The 21,207-nt window shown below is 73.3% G+C and carries 13 protein-coding genes; 1 reads left to right on the forward strand and 12 read right to left on the reverse strand.

Going from position 1 to position 21,207, the window contains the following annotated elements:
- Position 1 precedes the first annotated feature (1 nt).
- The 3 genes from H4687_RS15350 to H4687_RS15360 form a co-directional block, all read right to left on the reverse strand.
- Positions 2-1,816, reverse strand: a complete 1,815-nt coding sequence (locus H4687_RS15350; protein WP_046914778.1) for a fatty acyl-AMP ligase — start codon at positions 1,814-1,816, stop codon at positions 2-4.
- Positions 1,817-1,943: 127 nt separating this feature from the next.
- Positions 1,944-2,276: a DUF6059 family protein gene (locus H4687_RS46405; protein ID WP_046914777.1), complete on the reverse strand. Its 333-nt coding sequence runs from the start codon at positions 2,274-2,276 to the stop codon at positions 1,944-1,946.
- Between the two features lie 10 nt (positions 2,277-2,286).
- Positions 2,287-4,245 (reverse strand): HAD-IIIC family phosphatase, encoded by a 1,959-nt coding sequence (locus tag H4687_RS15360; RefSeq protein ID WP_046914776.1) that lies wholly within the window; start codon positions 4,243-4,245, stop codon positions 2,287-2,289.
- Positions 4,246-4,575: 330 nt separating this feature from the next.
- On the opposite strand from H4687_RS15360, the gene H4687_RS15365 reads away from it, so the two are divergent.
- Complete coding sequence (locus H4687_RS15365; RefSeq protein ID WP_046914775.1) at positions 4,576-7,491, forward strand: helix-turn-helix transcriptional regulator; 2,916 nt, start codon at positions 4,576-4,578, stop codon at positions 7,489-7,491.
- 76 nt (positions 7,492-7,567) lie between these two features.
- Here the strand turns inward: H4687_RS15365 and H4687_RS15370 are convergent, their stop codons facing one another.
- The 9 genes from H4687_RS15370 to H4687_RS15410 all read right to left on the reverse strand — a co-directional run bounded on the left by H4687_RS15370 (position 7,568) and on the right by H4687_RS15410 (position 20,794).
- A complete protein-coding gene (locus H4687_RS15370; protein WP_192781675.1) occupies positions 7,568-8,425 on the reverse strand; it encodes a hypothetical protein in 858 nt (285 codons plus the stop codon).
- A gap of 218 nt (positions 8,426-8,643) precedes the next feature.
- A complete protein-coding gene (locus tag H4687_RS15375) occupies positions 8,644-11,622 on the reverse strand; it encodes an aminotransferase (RefSeq protein ID WP_046914773.1) in 2,979 nt (992 codons plus the stop codon).
- A gap of 66 nt (positions 11,623-11,688) precedes the next feature.
- Positions 11,689-12,129: an Lrp/AsnC family transcriptional regulator gene (locus H4687_RS15380; protein WP_046914772.1), complete on the reverse strand. Its 441-nt coding sequence runs from the start codon at positions 12,127-12,129 to the stop codon at positions 11,689-11,691.
- A gap of 312 nt (positions 12,130-12,441) precedes the next feature.
- Positions 12,442-13,269, reverse strand: a complete 828-nt coding sequence (locus H4687_RS15385; protein ID WP_046914771.1) for an ABC transporter ATP-binding protein — start codon at positions 13,267-13,269, stop codon at positions 12,442-12,444.
- The gene (locus H4687_RS15390; RefSeq protein ID WP_046914770.1) at positions 13,269-15,395 is read right to left on the reverse strand and encodes a dipeptide/oligopeptide/nickel ABC transporter permease/ATP-binding protein; all 2,127 of its coding nucleotides are present in this window, start codon (positions 15,393-15,395) and stop codon (positions 13,269-13,271) included. The genes H4687_RS15385 and H4687_RS15390 overlap by 1 nt, the downstream gene beginning before the upstream one ends.
- Positions 15,385-16,416 carry an ABC transporter permease gene (locus tag H4687_RS15395; RefSeq protein ID WP_046914769.1) on the reverse strand — a complete coding sequence of 344 codons (1,032 nt, stop codon included), beginning with the start codon at positions 16,414-16,416 and terminating at the stop codon, positions 15,385-15,387. Before H4687_RS15395 ends, H4687_RS15390 begins: the two co-directional genes overlap by 11 nt.
- A complete protein-coding gene (locus H4687_RS15400) occupies positions 16,413-17,840 on the reverse strand; it encodes an amidase (RefSeq protein ID WP_046914768.1) in 1,428 nt (475 codons plus the stop codon). The genes H4687_RS15395 and H4687_RS15400 overlap by 4 nt, the downstream gene beginning before the upstream one ends.
- A 156-nt stretch (positions 17,841-17,996) precedes the next feature.
- Complete coding sequence (locus tag H4687_RS15405) at positions 17,997-19,577, reverse strand: ABC transporter substrate-binding protein (protein WP_046914767.1); 1,581 nt, start codon at positions 19,575-19,577, stop codon at positions 17,997-17,999.
- Between the two features lie 533 nt (positions 19,578-20,110).
- A complete protein-coding gene (locus H4687_RS15410) occupies positions 20,111-20,794 on the reverse strand; it encodes a TetR/AcrR family transcriptional regulator (protein WP_233443354.1) in 684 nt (227 codons plus the stop codon).
- Positions 20,795-21,207 lie beyond the last annotated feature (413 nt).

Here is a 21,207-nt window from a genome sequence, read left to right on the forward strand (position 1 = left end):
CTCAGCCCACCGGTGCCATGGCCGGGTCGGTGGCCGGGGTGCCCTGGGCGCCGTGGGCGCCGTCCGGGTCTCCCTCGACGAGCGAGCGCACCGACGGGTCCAGCACGGAGTGCAGCGCGGTGACCGCTCCCTGGAGGAACAGCTTGCGCATCAGCGTCCGCTGGATCTTGCCGCTGGTGGTCCTGCGCACGGTGCCGGGGCGGACCAGCAGCACGTTGCCCGCCGGGACGGCGAACTCCATGCCGATGTGCCGCTGGATCTGAGTGGCGACGTCCTTCAGTTCCGCGCCGGCCGCAGCGGCCCGGATCTCGTGGATCACCACCAGGTGCTCCTGGCCACCGGTGTCGACGGCGAACACGGCCCCGGCGCCGATCGCCGGGTCCAGGCCGCGCACCGCGCTCTCCACGTCGTACGGGTAGATGTTGCGGCCGTTGATCAGGACCATCTCCTTCAGACGGCCCGTCACGAACAGCTCGCCGCCGCCCAGGACGCCCATGTCGCCGGTGCGCAGCCAGGTGCCCAGCTCCTCCTGGCCGGCGATCCGCGCGCCGAAGATCTCCGCGTTCACCTCCGGCCGCTCCCAGTAGCCGGAGGCCACGCTGGCGCCGCGCACCCAGATCTCCCCGACCCGGCCCTCGGGCCGCTCGGCGAGCGTCTCGGCGTCGACGATCCGCACCTCGAAGTCCTCGGCCAGGGCGACCCCGCTGCTGACCAGGGTCCGTCGCGGCGCGCCCAGGTACGGGCCCGCCAGGGTGCCCTGCTCCAGTCCGGCCGCGTCCACCTCGCGCAGCAGCGCGCCGCGCGTCTTCGGGGTACCGGTGACCAGCAGGGTGGTCTCGGCCATGCCGTAGCAGGGGAACATGGTCTCCGGCCGGAACCCGTAGGGGCCGAAGCGCTCGGTGAACGCCTGCAGGGTCTCGGCCCTGACGGGTTCGGCGCCGTTGCAGGCGGTCCGCCACGACGACAGGTCCAGGCCCTCCAGCTGCGCGTCGGTGACCCGGCGGACGCACAGGTCGTAGGCGAAGTTGGGGCCGCCGCTGGCGTTCACGCCGTACTCGCTGACCAGTTCCAGCCAGCGGGCGGGCTTGCGCAGGAAGGACACCGGCGGGATGAGCACGCTGGTGGTGCCCAGCCACAGCGGCTGGAGGATGTGCCCGATCAGGCCCATGTCGTGGTAGAAGGGCAGCCATCCGCCGATCACCGTGTCGGGGGTGTTGCCGGTGGAGCGGGCGATGGCCGCCTCGTTGGCGAGCAGGTTGCCGTGCGAGACCATCACGCCCTTGGGGGCGCTGGTGGATCCCGAGGTGTACTGCAGGAACGCCAGGTGCTCCGGGCTCAGCCGCGGGTCGCGCCAGGCGGCCGCGTCACCGACGGGCCCCTGGTCGGTGGGCAGGCACACCACGTCCGAGAAACCCTCGGCCGCCAGCCACGCCTCCACCTCCGGGGCGTGCTCGGCGAGGGTCAGTACGGCGCCGACCCGGGCGTCGCGGACGATCCCGGACACCCGGCGGAAGTGCTGGCCCTGCTCGGAGGGCAGCGGCGCCGGCACCGCGACGGCCCCGGCGTACAGGCAGCCCGTGAACGCCTTCACGAAGTCCAGGCCCGAGGGGTAGAGCAGCAGGACCTGACGTCCTGCCAGACCCCGTTCCTGCAGCCAGGACGCGATGTCCTTGGCCGCGCGGTCCAGGTTCCGGTACGGCAGTCGCTCGGGCTCCTTGCCCCGTACGCCGTCCGCGAGGAACACGAACGCGTCCGTGTCACCCCGTTCGTCCGACCGCGTCAGCACGACCTCCGCGAATGAACCGAATTCCGCCACCGTCTTTCCCCTCGCCTCGAAGCGACTCGTATCGCGTTGACATCGGTCGGCCCGGTCGGGCCGACTGTCCGCCGGACCCGTCGTCCGATCGTCGGGTCCGTCTCTAAAGCCCCTCTTGCGGCCGGCGTCACTCCCGCCGGCCGGGGCCGTCCTCCACCCGTCCGTGCCTCTCCAGCTGCGCCCACAGCTCCCGTTCGCGCGGGGAGAGCGGGACATCGGCGACCAGGCGCTCGGGGTGCGCGGGCGGCGGCTCGTCGAGCGGGAGCACGCCGGCCGGTCTCCCGGGGCCCGCGTCGTCGAGCCACCACTGCTTGGCCTGCTCCACGGAGGCCGGCGGCACCATGCCGAAGATGACGGCGAGCGCCCCGAAGCCGTCCACGAAGAACGTGACGACGCCCTTGCGGATCCGTCGCGCCGCCGGGCGCGCGGACCACCACCCGCTGCCGGGCGAAGCGGCCACGCCGGCCGCCTCAGGACGAGCGCCGGGTGAAGTCCGTCCGCAGACGGACGTGCACCGGCGCCGCCGGCAGGTGTTCCTCGGACAGGTCGTGCCGGAACGACACGGTGCCGTCGGCGTCCTCGCGCGTCTCGGCGAAGCCCAGCGACGGGTACAGACCGCGCACCCGGTGGTTCTTGGCCGTCGGACGGTAGCGGGCGTACACGGCGCCCGCCCCCCGGGCCCGCGCCTCGCGCAGCACGGCGGCCAGGCAGGCCTGCTCGATGCCGCGCGCGAACACCCGGCAGCTCAACAGCATGTTGTCGATGTGCCAGCCGCCGCCGTCCGTCCCGCCGTCCGTGCCGACGCCGCTGACCAGGACCGCTCCCACCAGTCCGTTGTCCCCGAACCGGTCGGCGGAGCGGATCGCCAGCACCAGGGCGTCGGCGGACTCGTGTTGGGCCCGCACATCGGCCTGCTGGAGCCGCTCGGTGGTGAGGTTGAACTGGTTGGTGCGCAGCGTCACCTGCGAGACCCGCGGGATCTCGTGGTCGCGCGGGGGCGAGAGCGAGACCTCGACGCCCAGTTCGGCGAGGTATTCCTCCATGGAGTCCGCGCCCTCCAGGAGGTCCTGGCGGGCCACCTCGGTGCGGTACTGCGTCGAGCGGGCCCGGTCCTCGGCGGTCAGCTCCCGTACGTCGAACCAGCCGTCGGCCAGCAGCCGTTCGATGTGCAGGGCGGGTTCCTCGTCGAGCCGGACCACGGCGACGCCGGGCAGGCTGCGGGAGACCAGACCGCACTCGAAGGGCGAGTCGTCGGCGAAGACGAAGCTGTCCACGCCGAGGTTGAGCCGCTGGGCGATCTCCAGCAGGTTCCGGTCCTTGGGCTCCCAGTTGGCGGTGACCTGCACGAAGTCGGTCTCCCGCAGAGCCATGTCGGGGTGCTCGCGCAGCACGGCGCGGACCGGCTCGATGTCGTTCTTGCTGCACACCGCCAGCAGCACGCCCTGCGCGCCGAGCTGCCCGACGGTCTTCTGGAACCGGCCGAACGCCTCGCCCCGGTAGGTGGTGGCGGCGGCGATGCCGTCCGGGCCGTCGTCGCCGAGGATGCCGTCCCACAGGGTGTTGTCCAGGTCGACCACCAGCACCTTCTTGCTGCGCCCGCGCAGCACCCGGGCCAGGTGACCGATCTCCCGGGCGTACCCGGCCAGGAGTTCCTCGCCGAACTGCACCTTGGCGTAGGCGGCGAGCCGGGGCTCGTTGACCGGGCCGCTGGAGGCGACCAGCGGTTCGAGGTCGACGACGTGGACGCGCTCGTGCACGACGGCCAGCCGCAGCAGGCCGGCGTTGAACTCCCGCCAGATCACCCCGAGCCGGGCCCTGGAGCGGGCGTCGACCAGGCGGCGCAGATGGCCGCGCAGCAGGGGGACGGTGTTGAGGACCAGGGTGCCGCCACCGCGCGTGACGTAGCGCTCCACCAGCGAGCTGATCAGGTTCAGCTTCCCGGCGGTGACGCGCTGGACGTCCTCCACCAGCCAGGGGTGCGGGAGTTCACCGAAGACGATCTCGGCGTCCAGCACGCACAGCGCCAGATCGGCGTCGTACATCTCGCTGCCGGTGTTGTGCAGATCGCGGCGCCAGGAGTCGTAGTCGCCCTCGTGCAGCGTCGACAGCAGGCCGTGCCGGGCGAGTTCGGCGGTCAGCGGGGCGGTGAGCCCGCTCAGGGTGGAGCCGCCGGTGACGGCGACGGTGATCGTCTCGGTGCCGGGGTGCTCGCGCAGCACCTCGTCCCGGTCCAGCCGGGACAGCAGCTGCCCGGCTCGCGCCAGGTCGGGTGCCGGAGGTCCGGCGGGGTCCCCCGCCGCGGCCAGTTCGGACAGCAGACCGGGCACCTCGTCGTACGCGTCGGCGAGGCGTCCTTCGGCATGGAGGGCGCGCAGCCGGTCCAGCGGTCCGGTCCGCTCGCCCACGGCGGTGCTCACAACCGTGGCCATGGTGTCTCCATTCACTGAATCGCCCGTCGCTCGGCCCTCCCGGTCCCCCGGGAGCACCGACGCGGGTCCGCACCCCATCCCGGACACGGACCCACCACCACTGCCGGTGGCCGTCCCGAGCGTGCCGAGCGCGTCTTAAGCGCCCCTTGAGCGCTCGGACGGCGCGGGACCTCGGACCGGCGGCCCGCCGTGTGACATCCGTCCGTTCCGTTGCGCCGGCGCGGTGGTCACGACGATCAACGGGAGATGATGATGTGTGGGGAAAGGTGAAGACAGGGGGCAACTGTGGGCGCCGATGGGGTAGTTGGGGACGGCGGGAACAGGGCCCCGTTGCTGGGCCGCTCCGCCGAGCTGGCCCGGTCGGACGCGCTGCTCGACCGTGCGGCGGGCGACGCGGGCGGCACGGCGGAGGGCGGGGAGTTCCCCGACGGCGGCCGTTCCCGGCTCGTCGACATCACCGGGGTGGCCGGCATCGGCAAGAGCCGGCTGCTCGGCGAGGTCTGCGCACGGGCGCGCCGGCGCGGCATGACGGTCCTGCGCGGCAGGGCCACGGAGTACGAGCGGCGGGTGCCCTTCCAGGTGTTCACCGACGCGCTCGCCCACCTCGGCCCCCGCGCCCTGGACGGCTTCCCGGAGGCCGACGCGGTGGCGCCCCTGCTGCAGCGCGGCGGCGCGGTCGACCGTTTCGCCCTGCACCGGTCCACGGCCGTCCTGCTCGCCCGGCTCGCCGCCCCGTCCGGGCTGCTGCTGGCCCTCGACGACCTGCACTGGGCGGACCCGGCGTCACTGGAGCTGCTGGACCATCTCGTACGGCATCCCGTGCACGCCCCCGTCGTCCTGGCCGTGACGCGCCGTGACCGCCAGAGTCCCGAGTCCCTGACCGCCGGGCTCACCCGAGGACGCGACACCGGCGCGGTCGTCGGACTCGCCCTGCGACCGCTGAGCGCACGCGACTGCGCCGAACTGGCCGGCCCCGGCCTGCCGCCCGCCGAGACCGCCGCGCTGTACGCCGCGAGCGAGGGCAATCCGTTCTACTTCCTGACCCTCCTCCAGGCCCACCGCGCGGGTACGGCGCCCGGGTCCGCCGAGCCGCCCGGCCTCGGCACCCTGCTGCTGGACGAACTCACCGTGCTCACCCCCGCCCGGCGCGGCATCGTGGAGGCGGTGGCCGTCCTGGGCGAACACGCCACCCCGGCGATGGTGGGCCGGGTGACCGGCCGCTCCGGCCCCGCGTTCGTCGACGACGTCCACGCGCTCACCCGCCGCGACCTGCTGCGCCCCACCCCACCGGGGCTGTTGACCCTGCGGCATCCGGTCGTGAGGACCCTCGTCCACGAGAGCACGCCCTTCCTGAGGCGCGTCGAGATCCACCGGCTCGCCGCGCGGGAACTGGCCCGGGTGGGTGCCTCGGCCGCCGAGCGGGCCCACCATGTGGAACAGTCGCTGACCTCCTGGGACCCGGCGGCGGTGGCGGTGCTCGACGAGGCCGCCGCGCGCACCGCCCGCACGGCCCCGGCGAGCTGCGCCCACTGGCTCGATGTGGCCCTGCGCCACCTCCCGGACACTCCCGAACACGACGTCCGCAGGCGCGAGTTGGTTCTGAGGCGGGCCCGCGCGCTGGCCGCGTGCGGGGGCCTGCGCGAGAGCCGCACCCTGCTCCAGGAGCTGATCGCCACCCCGCAGGCGCCGCCCGACGACCCGGCCACCGGCGAGGACCAGGGCCTCAGGGTGCGCGCGGTCGTCCTGTGCGCGCTGGTGGAGCGTCATCTGGGGCGCTCCACCGAGGCCGTCGCACTGTTGCGCCGCGAACTGGCCCGCGGCCCCGCGCCGGCCCATGTCGTCCGGCTCGGCCTGGAGCTGGGCTCGGCCGCGCCCCTGGACAGCGCCACCTCGTACGCCCAGGTGCGCACGGAGGTCGAGGCTGCCCTCGCGGCGGCCCGGTCGACGGGGGACGAGGTCGGGGAGGCGGGCGTCCTCTCCGTCGCCGCCCTGGGAGAGGCGTACGAGGGCGACATGAGCGCGGCGCACCGGCTCGCCCGGCAGGCCGCCGCCCTGGTCGACTCCCTGCCCGACAACGACCTCACCGCGCTGTGCGAACCACTGGCCCGGCTCGGCTGGGCGGAGGCGTTCCTGGAGCACTACCCCGACGCGGAGCGGCACGCCGAGCGCGGCCTCGACATCGCCCGCCGCAGCGGTCAGCTCTATGTCGTGCCCCATCTGCTGCTGTGCCTGTCCCACGTCCGGGTCCAGACCTGCCGGATCCCGTCGGCGCTGGAACTCGCCGACCGGGCCGAGGACGTCGCCCGCGGGATCGGCAGCGACCAGTTGCTCGCGTTCGTCCTGGCGAGCAGGGCCGCGGCGCTCGTCGCCGGCTGCCCGCCGGGCGATCCGCGCCCCCTGGCCGTCGCCGAGGAGGCGGTGGCCGCGGCCGGGAACGGGGTCGACTGGTGGGCCTCCACGGCCTGGTGCATCTTCGGCTGGGCCGCGCTCATGGCCGGCGATCCGGTCCGCGCCAGGGACGCGATGCTCCGGGCCGGCGGCCCCGAACTGCAGCGCATCCAGCCCTCGATGCGGCCGCTCTACCTGGAGATCCTGGTCACGTCCGCTCTGGTGACGGGTCTGCCCGAGGAGGCCCGTGGCTGGGCCGAGCGGGCCCGTAAGGAGGCGGAACAACTGGGGCTGCCGATGCAGCGGGCCTCCGCGCTGCGCAGCAGCGCCCACCTGCCGCTGGCACAGGGCGACACGGCAGCGGCGGCGGACCTGTTCGCGGAGGCCGCGGCGGAGAGCGCCCGCTGCGGCGCTGTCTTCTGGGAGGCCCACTCCCTGCTGCTCGGCGCCCCGCTGGAAGCGGCGGCGGGCCGGGGCCGGGACGGCACGCACGCCTGGCTCAGGGGGCGCCGGCTCGCCGAGGCGGGCGGCAGCGCCCTGCTGGTCGGCCTCGCCGACGCCACCCGTCCGCCCGGTGGTGGCGCCGAGGCCCCGTACGGTTCCCCGGACCGCGCCGACGTCACCGAACGGCTGGCCACGCTGACCGCCAGGGAGCTGGAGATCGCCGAGCTGGTGGCGCAGGGGCTCACCAGCCAGGCCATCGCGGACCGGCTCTACCTCAGCCGGCGCACCGTCGAGACCCATGTCTCGCGCACCTTCCGCAAGACCGGGGTCTCCTCGCGTACCGCCCTGGCCGGTCTGATGGCCCGCCGGCGCACCGGGAGCCGCTTCGGGGATGCCCGCGCGGGGCGGGAATGAGCGTGCTCCGGGTGCCCTCGGCGGTGGTCGGTGAGCCCCCGCGCACCGACCACCGCCGTCCCGGCCGGGAGTGTGCCTACCTGACGTCGACGTAGTCGCCGGGCGCCGTCGCGGAGCCGGTCGTGCCGGTGCCGGCGAAGACGAAGCGGTAGTAGCCGTCGGAGCCGGCCCTGGTGGTGGTGCTCAGGGTGCCGGTGCCGCTGGTCCTGACCGTCTTGAGGGTGGTGTAGGTGCTGCTGCCCCTCTTGCGGAACTGCAGCTTCACCGGCTGTTCCCCGTATCCCGCGTTCTTGCCGGTGCTCCAGTTGGCGCGGCTCAGCTTGCCCGTGACCGTGATGGTCCGGCCCGCTCTCACCGGCTCCGGGGAGGCGTTGGCGGTCAGCGCGGCGGCACGCTTCATCCGGGTCCGGGCGACGTCGTCGTCGTAACTGGCGTTCGCGTAGAGGTCGTAGGCGCCCAGGAAGAGTTTCCAGGTTCCCGCGGTGCCGTTGCCGTCCTTGAAGGCGACCGCGGGGTCGATGGTGAAGACCGTGGTGCAGCTGTAGCTGTAGCCGCCCTGGACCGGCGTCTCCGTGCAGGTGGGCAGGGCGTCCGACTCCAGGGCGCCGGTGATGGTGTCCGTGCTCGAACTGTCGGTGCCCTGCCACAGGAAGGCCTGCGTGAGGGCGACGCCCTCCTCGTCGAAGGCGGTGAACGTGACGGGGACGGCCTTCTTGCCCTTCACTCCGAGAACGATGTCCTTGCCCTTGTTGACGACCCCGTTCTTGAAGGTGGTGCCGCCCAGCGCGTCCTTCGGCCGGAGGCTCTGCGAGGTGACCGCTCGCAGATCCGTCGCCGCACCGGAGTGCTCCGCCGCCTGCGCGGCACCCGGAAGAACGAGCGCCGAGAGCACGACGGCGCCGGAGACGACGGTGGCCACAGTGTGTGTACGCAAGTGGTTCCCCCCATGATGAGGTCGGTCGGCCCTGCCGGACTGCCCCCGCGGCAAGGCCCGTTGATGTGGTGAAGAGACCGGCGCCCGCACGCGCGGTGTCCTCGTGAACGCAAGCAAACGGCACGGGGGTCAGGGGCGCGTCGGTAGGAGTACGTATTCCAGGTACGTACTCGACCGGCCAACAGCCCGCCGTCCGCCCGGCCTTCGGATGTGCCGCGTCAGCGGGAGTGGCCGAGTTGGGTGAGGGCCAGGTCGAGCATGTCGGTGAAGAAGTCGACCGCGGTGGAGTCGATGCACAGCGGTGGCTTGATCTTGAGGATGTTGAGATGGTCCCCGGTGGGCTGGACGATCACGCCGAGGTCCAGCACGCGGTCGCAGAGTTCGGCGGTCTCCTCCGTGGCGGGTTCCAGGCTCACGCGGTCCCGGACGAGTTCGAGGCCGAGGTAGAGGCCCGAGCCGTGGACGGCGCCGATGATGCCGTGGCGCTCGGCCAGTGCCTCCAGGCGGGCTTTCAGACGGCCGCCGACGCGGGCCGCGTTGCCCTGGAGGTCTTCGTCGCGCAGGGTGTCCAGGACGGTGAGGCCCACGACGCTGGAGACGGGGCTGCCGCCGGTGGAGGAGAAGAAGTAGCCCTGGTCGCGGTACCGGTCCGCGACGGCCCGGGACGTGATGACGGCGCCGAGCGGGTGTCCGTTGCCCATGGCCTTGGCGACACAGACGATGTCGGGCACGACCCCCTGCTGCTCGAAGCCCCAGAACCAGTGTCCCAGGCGGCCGTATCCGACCTGGACCTCGTCGGCGACGGCCAGGCCGCCGTGCCGCCGTACCGCCGCGTAGACCTGGGCGAGATAGCCGTCGGGCAGGGCGACTCCCCCGGCGTTGCCGTAGAAGGTCTCGCCGATGAACGCTCCCGCCGGGCGGCCGGTGGCGGCCAGTTCGTCGAACAGGGCGACGGCCTCGGGCGCGTAGCGCACGGCGTCCGGTCCGCGGTGGCGGCCGCGGTAGGAGTTGGGCGAGTCCACGGTGTGCACCCAGCCGGGGCGGGTGGCCAGGGCCTCGGGGTTGTCCTGGAGCGAGGTGGAGACCGCGTCGGAGGCGTACGTCCAGCCGTGGTACGCCTCGCGCAGCGCCACGACGTCGTGGCGGCCGGAGGCCCCGATGGCCAGGCGCAGGCCCAGATCCACCGCCTCCGAACCGGAGTTGACGAGGAACACCGTGTCCAGCGGGTCGGGCAGGAGCGCGGCGAGGCGCTCGGTGAACTCCACGACGGAGGCGTAGTGGAAACGCGAGTTGGTGTTGAGCCGGCGCAACTGCCGGGAGACCGCCCGCTCGACGCGGGGGTGGGAGTGGCCCAGTGGTGTGACGTTGTTGACGATGTCGAGGTACGACCGGCCGTCGGTGGACAGCAGATGATGGCGCCAACCGCGCTCGATCCGCGGGGGGTCGGCGTAGTAGTGCCCCTGCACGGTGGCGAACACGGCATCGCGCCGGTCGAGCAGGTCCCGCTCGCCCGTACGGCCGGAGTCGGCCGGGAGACCGAGGAGCGGGGCGGGGTCGGCGGTGAGCGCGAGCCAGCCGGCGGCGTACTCGGGACGGACCAGGCGCGGGACGGCGGGGCCGTCGGCGGCGCGCAGCGCGACGTGGACCGGGGCACCGGCACCGAGGTGGGCGATGTCCTCGCCCGCCCGCACCGTCGCACCGGTCGTCACCACGGGCTGGACCGTGTCGGGGAAGGACAGCGTCAACACCCGTGTGCCGTAGGTGAGTTCCACCTGCCCCGGCCCCGCGGCGAGGACCCTGCCCGCGGCGGGCGCCTGCGCCACGGCGTCCCGGCCGAGCCGGAGGTCGATGCCGGTGGGCACCGTGGCGGCGGACCGCGCCGACAGCGCCGGTGTCCGGGTCAGGCGCGCACGGGCGTACCGGGTGGCGACTGCGGCCGCTCCGTCCGCGAGCGCGGAGGTCGTCAGCCGGGCCTCGGTGCCGGGGTCCGTCCAGGCTCCGTGGTCCAGGCAATCGGCGTCGGTGGACAGGTCGAGGACGGTGATGCCGTCGGCGGCGAGGTCCCGCAGGAGGGGACGTACCGGCACGTCGGCGCGCGCGGTCCGGGTGGGCGTGTCGGCCATGCCACCCGTGCCGGTCGCGTTCCTGACGAGGTGGATCATCACCGCCAGGGGCAGGCTGGTGGCCTGTTCGAATATGCGCCATTCGCGGTCGAGCGCGTCCTTGGCGTAGGCGTTGTCCTCGTCGACGACGGCCTGGTGCCGCCCGCTGGCCACCAGGACGGCGGCGCGCAGCACCACGAGCGGCCACACCGCCTCGGCCTCCTCGGCGCGGAGCGGCCGGACGGCGTGGAAGGCGCGGACGGCCGGCAGGACGTGGTGGGGCTCGATGCCGTCGTGGTGGAGCATCGAGGACAGGGACACGGCGAGTTCGCCGACCGCCCAGCTCGTGGTCACGTCACCGAAGTCGATGACCCCGTCGGGCAGGGGCGGACGGCTGTCGGGCGAGCGGATCAGATTGTCGTCGGTGAGGTCCAGGTGCACGGCCTGCGACGGCAGCGCCGCGGCGAGCCTGTCGACCTGGGCCCAGGCCTCCGCGGTCGCGGCCCGGACGGCGGCGCGCCGGTCGGGCTCGGCGATGTGCCCGGCGAGTTCGGCGACGACGCGATCGGCGTGCCGCGGGTCCCACTGGAGCACACGGTCGAGGCCCGGGTGCCGGAAGTCGCGCAGGGCGGTGCTGGCCCTGCCGGCGATCGTGCCCATGGCCGCCACGGTGCCGGGAGACAGGTGCCGGGGTCCGGAGAGTGTGCCGCCGGGCAGGTGGCGCAGCAGGCGCGCGACGGCCGGACCGCTGTCGGTGTCCACCGTCGTGCGCCGGGGGGAGCCGTCGGGGCGGCGCAGGACCGTGGCGATCCGCAGGTCAGGGCAGGCCGAGGCGATCAGGTCGGCGGCCGCGTCCGCGGCCTCGATCTCCGCCGCGCCGAAGGCGGGGTTCGCGATCTTCAGGATCGCCGCGGGCGTCCCGTCGTCGGCGCGCAGCAGGAAGTTGGCGTCCTGCTGGCTGCCCAGCCCTTGCGCGCGAGCGGTGACGCCGAGGCGTTCGGCGGCGATGCGCTCGGCCTCGGCCGGGGTCAGGCGGGGCGCGGGAAGGGCGCCCTCGGTGAAGAAGTCGATCGTGCGGTGCTCGTCGGGCAGCATGCGGGGTTCCTCGGCTGGTGCGGTCGGACGGACGGGGCTCGGGCGGTGCTCGGACACTGCGCCGCCTCAGTCGACGTGCCACAGGAAGCGGTGGGTGTGGATCCCGAAGTACGGGAAGTTCTCCACGGATGCGACCCCCTCGACGGGCCGCACGACGTCGTTGATGAAATCCAGGAGGTCCCGGGGCCCGGGGCACACCACCTCGGCGAACAGGTCGAAGCCGCCGGCCGTCAGGACCGTGTAGACGACCTCGTCGTGCCGGGACAGTTCGTCGGCGACGGCGCGGGGATCGCCGTCGACACGCAGGCCCAGCAGTGCCATCGCCTGCTGGCCCATGGTCATCGGGTCGGTCACTCCGACGACCTGGACCGCCTTGGTGTCGATCAGCCGCTGCAGCCGGAGTCTCGCGGCCGAGGGCGACAGCCCCACCTTCGGGCCCAGGTCGGCGTACGGGATCCGGCCGTCGACCTGCAACTCCCTCAGGATGGCCCGGTCGATGTCGTCCATGCGGACCTCTCCCCCGTGTGAACGGCAAGCCGTGTGCTTGTTTCAAGCACCATGCCGGATTCAGATGCTCGATTCAAGCGTCTGGACGATGGAATCGAGCAAGGACGAGGGGGCGAGGGAGGAGAGCCCATCGCTTGGAGCGCATGGATCACGCGGATCGCGTGGATCACGCGGCCGGAGACCGGGCCGGTGCGGGGTGTTCGGCGGGGCGACGAGGGTGCCGCGCCGGTCGCGGCGCGGGCGGAACATGCCGCGGCCCGCCGACCGGCCCGAGCCGGTCGGCGGGCCGGAGGCCGCGCCGCGTCCGCCGATTCAGACCGTGGCGGGCTCGTCGTCGAGGCGGAACCTCGGGTCGCCCGGGACGGACGCGAGGAGTCGAGCGGTGTACGGATGGTTCGGCTCGGCGAAGGTGGCTCCGGTCGGGCCGAGTTCGACGAGGTCGCCGTGCAGCAGGACCGCGACCGTGTCGCTCACGTGCCGGACGACGGCCAGGTCGTGCGAGATGAACAGCATCGTCAGCGAGAGCCGGCGGCGCAGATCGGCGAGCAGGTTGAGGATCTCGGCCTGCGTCGTCAGGTCGAGGGCCGAGGTGATCTCGTCGGCGATGACGAACCGGGGACCCGGCGCCAGGGCCCGTGCGATGGCCAGCCGCTGGCGTTGGCCGCCGGAGAACTCGTGCGGGTAGCGGTCCATGCCGTCCGGGTCGAGGCTCACCTGACGGAGCAGCTCGGCGATCCGGGGCCGGACCGGTGCGACCCTGGCCCGGATCGGATCGAGTGCCTCGGCGAGCGACTGCGCGACGGTGCGCCGCGGGTCGAACGAGGAGTACGGGTCCTGCGGGATCATCTGGACCGTCGCGGCTCCCGCCCGTCCGCGTGCGGCGCGCAGCGGGGCGCCGTCCACGAGGATCCGGCCCCCCGACGGCCGGTGGACGCCGACGAGTGTCCGCGCGAGTGTGGTCTTGCCCGACCCGGACTCGCCGACGAGTGCGAGGGTGCTGCCCCGGGGGATGTCGAAGGAGATCCCCTTGAGCACTCTGCGGGCCGCGGCGCCGTGGCCGAGTTCGACGGTGAGGTCCTCGACGCGCAGCAGCCGGTCGGCGGTCCCCGCGTCCGGTGCGGTGGTGGCTGTGGCGGACATCAGCGGCTCCCTTCCGCGGCCGGGGGGCGGCCCGCGGCTGTGTCGGATGGGTCGCCCGCCGGCGCCCCGTTCGGCGGCGTTCCGTCCTGCGGCTTCCGCTTCGGCGGCGTCCCGGTCAGCGGCTTCCGGTTCGTGGGGGCCGAAGACGCGTCGGCCCCCAGCAGGTCGGCCGTCAGCACGTCGGCCACAGGCGCGTCGGCCGACAGGACATCTGCCGAAGGCACGTCGGCCAAAGGCACATCTGCCGAAGGCACGTCAGCCGAAAGCACGCCCGCCGCAGGCGCGTCGACGCCAGGTGCATCGGCCGAAGGCGCATCAACCGCAGGCGCGTCGACGCCAGGTGCATCGGCCGCAGGCGCATCAACCGACCGCGCGTCCGCCGTCCACCGGACCGCGCTGAGCGTCCCGCCCGCCTCGACCGCGGCGGGCGTCGCCGCGAGCAGCGCGCGGGTGTACGGGTGGGTGACGGTCCCCTGCCGCAGGTCACGGCCCGTCGTACGGTCCACGACCCGGCCGCCGTGGAGCACCAGGACGGTGTCGCAGAGCACGCCGACCACGCCGATGTCGTGCGAGATGAACAGCATCGCCGTGCCGTGCTCACGGTTGATGCGGCGGAACTGCCGCAGCACCTCCGCCTGGACCGTGACGTCGAGTGCCGTCGTCGGCTCGTCGGCGATGAGGAGCCGCGGGTTCGTCGTCATCGCGGAGGCGATCGAGGCGCGCTGGAGCATGCCGCCGCTCAGCTCGTGCGGGTGCTGGCGCAGCCGCCGCTCGGGCTCGGTGACGTGGATGTCGGCGAGGGCACGGACCATGTCCCGCGTGGCCTGACGCCGAGGCGTCCCCAGATGCGCCCTGGCCACCTCGGTGAGCTGGGTACCGAGCCGCAGTGCCGGGTTGAACGTGCCGATCGGGTCCTGGTAGACGATGCCGATCTCGGTCGCGAGGCGTCGCTCCGGCGGTGTGCCGAGCAGGTCGAGGTCGCCGAGGGCGAGGCGCGACGCGTGCGCCCGTACGCCCTCGGGGAGCAGGCCCGCGACCGCCATGGCGATGGTGGACTTGCCCGAGCCCGACTCCCCGACGAGGCCGACGATTTGGCCGGCCCCGATGGTGAACGACACGTCGTCGACGAGTGTCCGGTCACCCGCCCGCACGGTCAGCCCGTCGACGGTCAGCAGACCGTCCGGCTCCGCGCCGGCCGTGGCCCCCGCACCGTCCGGTGCCTGGAGCGCGCGGGACTCCTCCGCCGGGCCGGCCGATCCGGCCGCGTCCACCGCCCCGGTCACCGCGGGCGCCGTGCCGCGGGTGCGCGGGTCCACGAGTGAGGCCACGCCGTCGCCGAGGAGCATGGCGCCCACACCGGTGACGATGAGCATGATCGACGGGGCGAGGACGACCGACGGCTGGGCGAAGATCGACGGCAGCGCCTCGTTGAGCAGCCGGCCCCAGTCGTACTGCGGGCTCTGCACACCGAGGCCGACGAAGGACAGGCTGCTGATGTCGAGCAGGGACAGGGTGAAGCTCGAACTGAGGAGCACCAGCAGCGGCCCGCTGATGTTCGGCAGGACGTGCCGGCCCAGGATGCGCGGGCCGGGAACGCCGAGCAGCCGCGCGGTGAGCACGTAGTCCTTGTCCGCGACGGTCGCGGCGAGATTCGCCGTCAGCCGGGCGAACCCGGGGACGCCGGCGACGGCGATCGCGACGATCGCGGACCCCGTGCCCGGTCCGAGCACCGCCGCGATGACCAGGGCGAGCACGAGCGAGGGGAAGGCCACCGCCGAGTCGATGAGCCGCAGACAGGTCTCGCGCAGCCACCCGGGGGCCAGGTGGACGAGCGCGCCGATCGCGACGCCGACGACGAACGAGGCGGCGGTGGCGGCGGCGGCCATGAGCAGGGTGAGCCGGGTCGCGACGAGCGCACGGGCGAGGACGTCACGGCCGAAGGCGTCGGTGCCGAGGAGATGCTCGGCACCGGGCCCCAGCCGGGCGTTGTCGGTGAGCGTCTCGGCGGAACCGCTCAGTACCAGCGGGGCCACGAGGGCCACGACGAGGAGCAGTCCGAGGATCACGGCGCCGGCCAGCAGCGACGGGTTGCGGCGCCATCGGCGCACGGTCGTTCTAGTGGCCACGACGACCTCCCTCAAGGGTGCGGGGGTCGACGATGCCGAGAACGACGTCGACGAGGAGGTTGACGAGCAGGGCGAGCATGCCGACGACGAGGATGATGCCCTGGATCACCGGATAGTCCTTGTAGATGATCGCCTGGACGACCTCGGTGCCGAGGCCCGGATAGGTGAAGACGTTCTCCAGGATGATCGTTCCGCCCAGCAGTGACGTGAGGACGAGTCCGCTCAGGGTGAGGACGCTCGTCACCAGGTTGGGCAGCGCGTGGCGGAGGTGGAGGCGCACGGATCCCAGGCGGTGGCCGCGGGCGGTCCTCATGTAGTCCTGGGCCAGCACCGAGCCCGTCTCCTGCCGGACGACCCGGGCGATGGCGAAGGCCGGGCCGACGCAGAGCGCGGCGATCGGCAGGACGAGCGCGCTCGGTGTCGTGGCGCCGCCGGACGGCAGCAGCCCGAGGCTGATCGAGAACAGGACGATGAGGAGGGTCGCGACGACGTAGACCGGCGCCGACGCGAGGAGTCCGGCGACCGTGCCGAAGCCCACGCCGAGCCGGCGGCGGCGTCCGTCACGGGTGAGGACGCCGACGGCCATGCCCAGGGGGACGGCGATGAGCAGGGAGAGCAGGACGGCCGGGATGACGAGCTGGACGGTGTACGGGAGCCGGGTCGCGACGATGTCCGCGACCGGGGTGTCGAACCGGAACGAGGTGCCGAGCCGCCCGGACGCGATGTCGCCGAGATAGTGGACGAACCGGGTCGCCATCGGCTCGTCCAGGCCCAGTCGTTCGCGTATCGACGCGAGCGTGGCCGGGGACGTGTTGGTGCCGGCGATCGCGCGGGCCGGGTCCCCGGGCAGCAGCGGCACGATGAGGAACGTCACGACGACGAGCAGCAGCATGGACATCAGCAGCCCGCCCGCCCGGCGCACGGCGAACCCGGCCCAGCCACCGCCGAGGCGCAGCCGGGGAACCCGCCGGCCGGCCGCGGCGGGCAGCGGCCCCGTCGGGACCGCGGACCCGGCGCTCACAGCGCCCCCGCGAGCGCCGCGTCGTCCGGGTGCCGCTCGTACCAGCGGAACCGCGGTTCGAGCTGGGCGGACAGCCGCAGCAGCGTGGCCTCGTCGTAGGGCGCGCCGATCAGCTGGGCACCGACCGGCAGCCCGTCCGCGGTCGTGTGGACGGGCAGCGAGATCGCGGGCAGCCCGGCGATGTTGACGAACGCCGTGAACGAGACCATCCGCGTCTCGGTGGCCCGGGGACCGTCCGGGTCGGAGTTCGCCTCGTCGTACACGGGGCCGACCGGCGGCGCCACGACCGCCGTGGTCGGAGTGAGGAGAACGTCGAAGTCCCGGCCCCACTGGGCGACCACCTCGCGGGACTCGGCCTGCAGGCGCGCCGCCGTCCGGGCGTAGTCGCCCGCGGTGACCTCCAGGGCGGTCTCCCGGCGGCGCCGGATGTAGGGGTCCACCGCGTCGGGGTCGTCGACCTCGATGGCGTAGGTGGAGGCACTGATGATCGTCCAGGTGAAGCCCATGATGGCCTCGTAGGAGAACATCTTCGGGCGGGCCTCGACGACGTCGTGGCCGAGGTCGCGCAGTGCCTGCGCGGTCGTCAGCGCCGCCGTGCGGCACTCCTCGTCGACGGGCAGCCCGGTCGGCGCGTCGAGGAGCAGGCCGATCCGCAGCCGCCCGGGGTCGGCACCGACCTCGTCGAGGTAGGGGCGCACCGGTTCGGGCGCGCTGTACCAGGAGAGCCGGTCGCTCCGCCCCATGACGTCGAGCAGGAGGGCCGTGTCGCCGACGGTGCGGGTGATCGCGCCCTCGGTCGTGGAGTGTTCCCAGGCCCGGACGAACGCGGGCACGCGTCCCCGGCTGGGCTTGAGTCCGATGAGGCCGGTGACGGACGCCGGGACGCGGATCGATCCGCCGCCGTCGCCGGCGTGCGCCACCGGGGCGAGCCCGGCCGCGACGGCCGCCGACGCGCCGCCGCTCGACCCGCCCGAGGTGTGGGCCGTGTTCCACGGGTTGCGCGTCTTGCCGTGCCGGGCGTTCTCGGAGACGGTCAGCGCGCCGAACTCCGGCGAGTTGGTCCGGCCGAGGGGGATCGCGCCGGCGTCGAGGAGGAGCTGGACGTCGGGGTCCGTGACCGTCTGCGGGGTGTCCCGGATGGCCAGTGAGGACATCGTGTTGGGCTGTCCCGCGACGGAGCTGAGGTCCTTGATGGGGACGGGGACGCCGTGCAGCGGGCCGAGCCGGTCGCCGCGCAGCACCGCCCGCTCGGCCCGGACGGCCGCCGCGCGTACGGCGTCGGCGTCGAGCCAGACGACGGCGTTGACGGCGGGGTTGATCCGCTCGATGCGGTCGAGGTAGGTCTCGGCCACCTCCACCGGGCTGACCTCTTTGGTGCGTATGAGGTCGGCGATCTGCTGGGCGGTGCTGAAAGGGTCGATCACCAGGGGGCTCCTGTGTCGGAAACGGGGCACGGGGGATGCGGGGCGTCGGAGCGGCACGGGCGGCCCGCCGGGTACGGGACGGGGGCCGACCGCGTGGGCCTGCGCGGCGGTGCACGGGCGGTCTGTCCGTCAGCCGGTGATGCTCAGCCGTGACGCTCAACCGGTGATGCGCAGGATCGGGTCGTCGAGCGAGCCGCCGAGCATCTGCGCGCCGAAGCCCTTGCGCAGTGCGTAGATGAAGGGGTCGTTGACCAGCGGCACCGCGTCCACCTGTGAGATCAGTGCCTTGGCCGCCTTCTGGTAGGCGGCGCAGCGGGCGCCCTCGTTCGTCGCCTCGGCGCCCTGGGCGAAGGCCTTGTCCAGCACGGGGTTCTTCACCGCGCCGAGGTTGCCGCCGCCCTCGGGCACGGTCGGGCCCACGAAGTGGCCGAGCGGGTTGGCGAGGGTGCCGAGGAAGTTGAGGTCGGCGAAGACCGTGAGGTCCCAGGCGTCGGGCTTGCCGAACACGGTCCCGACCCAGGCCCCGACGTCGACGTTGGCGAGGGTGACCTCCGCGCCCGCGGCCCGCAGCGCCTCCTGGATGTACTGGTTGCCGGCGCCGGCGGGCCCGACGACCTGGGGGCCGACGAGGCGGATCTTCTTGCCCTTGAGCACGGCGGCCGCCGCGTCCTTGTCCTTCGGTACGAGGAACGAGGAGCCGGGGTCGTTGCAGGGGATGTTCTTCTGCACGAACATCGTCGACGGCTCACCCGTGTCCTTGGAGACGACCTTGGTGAAGGCGGCGCGGTCGACGGCCTGGGCGACGGCCCGGCGGGTGTCGACGTCCGCGAAGACCGTGCCGGGGCGTTCGTTGAAGAGCAGGTAGAAGTCGGAGAACCGGCTGATGCTGACGCTGCGGCCGTCCACGCCGTCGAAGCGCGGGATGCCCGAGGCGTCGATCTTGCCGATGTCGAGCTGGCCGCTGGTCACGAGGTTGCCGGTCGCGGTCGGGTCGGGCGAGACCAGGTACTCCATGGTCGTGGCGACCTTGCCGGGGATCTTCGTGCGCCAGGCCGGCCATGCCTTGTACTCCGGGCGGAGCGTGTAGGAGTACGAGACGCCCGACTGGGACTTCCCGAGAAGGTAGGGGCCGGACTGCGAGCCCTTGGCCTTTCCGGCGGCGAGGGCCTTGAGGTCCTTGAGCCCGGCCGGGCAGACGATGCCCGTGCTGGCGACGGACAGGCCGGTGACCATGTCGCCCCACGGCCTGGTCAGCGCGATCTTCACGGTGTGCGCGGCGTCGTCGGCGGTCACCTTCACCGTGTTGCCGGGGCCGAAGACCGTCGGGAGGTCGGGCGCCGCCGTCTTCGGGTCGGCGAAGCGGTCGAGGGAGGCCTTGACGATCGTCGGCGTGATCGGTGTCCCGTCGGCGCACGTGGCGTCGGTGCGCAGGGTGAAGGTGGCCGAGGTCGGCGTGTTCTTCCATTCGGCGGCGAGCCCGCCGACGAGCCCGCCGTCGTCCTTGCGCACGAGGGTGTCGTAGCTGTTGCGGGCGAGCAGGTAGTCCGGCAGGGACAGGGCCTTGGCCGGGTCGAAGCCGGCCGGCACGTCGATCGTCGTCCGGATCCTCGTCGTGGCCGCGGCATCGCCGCCGCCCGGATCTCCGGACGTCGAGCCCGTGGTGGTGCAGCCGGCGAGTACGGCCGTCATGGCTACGGCCGCGGTCACCGGGACCGCGCGGGTACGGGTGTGGCGCATGGGTGCTCCTGGAGAGGGGTGTCGCGCTCTGCGCGGGTCGCACGGGATCGGGCGGGACGAGCGCGAGCAGTTCGGGGCGGAGGCGGTGCGCGCGGCGCTCGGCGGACGCTGCGTGGGAGCGAACCGTGGAGCACTCGGTGGGGAGAGGATGCAGCCAAGTGAACGGCGTAGTCAATAGCGTTAACTATCTTTGCTCGCGCCGAGCCGGAACGTGGCCGGACGGGAGGAGGGGCGAGGCCTGGAACGCGGCTGGACGGGAGGAGGGGTGAGATACCTGGAACGTGGCTGGACGGGCGCGGTGAGCCCGGACCGTCGCCGCGCGGGAGCGGCGACGCCCGGCTGATGCCGACACGGGAACGGCAAAGCTCGGCTGATGCCGCACGGAGCGGCAAAGCCCGGCTGATGCCGCGGGCGCGGAGCGGCGAAGCCCGGCGGAGGGTGCACGGGAGCGGCAAGCCCGGCTGGTGCCGCACGGAGCGGCGAAGCCCGGTTGATGCCCCGCCGGAGCGGCGAAGCCCGTCGGAGGGGGCGCGTCAGTCGCGCGGGAGCGCCGCCGCCTCCGCCTGGAGGGCCGCGAGGAGGATGTCCATCTGCCGGTGGAAGACATCGGTCATGTCGATGCTGCGCAGGTGCTCCTTCGCCGCCTCGGCGTAGGGGTAGGTGGCGGGGTTCGCAGGCTGGTACTCCTGCACCCAGTTCACCTCGGCACCGAACCGCTGGTTGACGAGCTGCCAGGCGTTGTTGCTCGCCACGGCGAGGACGAAGTTCGCGAACGCCTGATAGTGCAGGACTGCCGCCCGGCCGCGCCAGCCGCCGCGGTGGAACGCTTCCAGGATGGCGTCGACGGCGCGCAGTTCGTGCACGCCCCGGGTGACCCTCCCCATGCACAGCGCGGCGGCGGCCGGGTGGTCCAGGGCGGTGTTCCAGGCACGGATCGCCAGGTCCCGCAGCGACTCGGCCCACGACTCGCGCGGCTCGTACCCGTCGAGGGAGAGCCGGTCGAGCTCCTCCGCGACGGCGACCATGATGTGGTCGCGACTCGCGAAGTGCCGGTAGACGGCGGTCGCGGAGGCGGACAGCTCCTGGCCGAGCCGCTGGAAGGTCAGCGCGTCCGGCCCGTCGTCGTCGAGGATCCGCAGCGCGGTCGCCACGATGAGCCCCTGGGAGAGGGTTCCCCGTTGGAGCCGCTTCGTCGACCGGCCACCAGCCGCTGCCACTCGAACGCCTCCCTCGGACGGACGGCGAGCGCTCGCCGCCGCGGCCTGCGCCTCTTCACCGGCGACCGCGGGGCCAGCCTATGCGACCGATTTCGAGCGGGTCTCCAGGGCTCACTCACCGGAGTCCGAGGCCCGCGACCACCCCTGCGCTCACGCCGACGCGGGGCCTGACGTACCCCGCCGGTCACGACCGTGGACTCGCCCCGCCGACGGCGGCCGCACGCGCTCGAAGCGATCGCCCGGACAACGGGACATCCGATGCGCACAGCACGACTCGACGTGAACCCGCGTCCCACAATCGTCCTGCCGATCGTCGACACCTGATCGACAGGACGCTCACGCGGTCACCTCGACCAACAGAAGCGCTGGTCAGAAGGATTCTTCTCGCGTAGCGAGTGGTGGGGCGGGTGGGA

Origin of the sequence: Streptomyces stelliscabiei (assembly GCF_014873495.1) — a bacterium.
GTDB lineage: Bacteria > Actinomycetota > Actinomycetes > Streptomycetales > Streptomycetaceae > Streptomyces > Streptomyces bottropensis.

Bases quoted from the DNA above. Each gene is read 5' to 3' on its own strand.
- H4687_RS15360 (WP_046914776.1), bottom strand. From the start codon at position 4,245: ATGGCCACGGTTGTGAGCACCGCCGTGGGCGAGCGGACCGGACCGCTG.
- H4687_RS15375 (WP_046914773.1), bottom strand. From the start codon at position 11,622: ATGCTGCCCGACGAGCACCGCACGATCGACTTCTTCACCGAGGGCGCC.
- H4687_RS15380 (WP_046914772.1), bottom strand. From the start codon at position 12,129: ATGGACGACATCGACCGGGCCATCCTGAGGGAGTTGCAGGTCGACGGC.
- H4687_RS15385 (WP_046914771.1), bottom strand. From the start codon at position 13,269: ATGTCCGCCACAGCCACCACCGCACCGGACGCGGGGACCGCCGACCGG.
- H4687_RS15405 (WP_046914767.1), bottom strand. From the start codon at position 19,577: ATGCGCCACACCCGTACCCGCGCGGTCCCGGTGACCGCGGCCGTAGCC.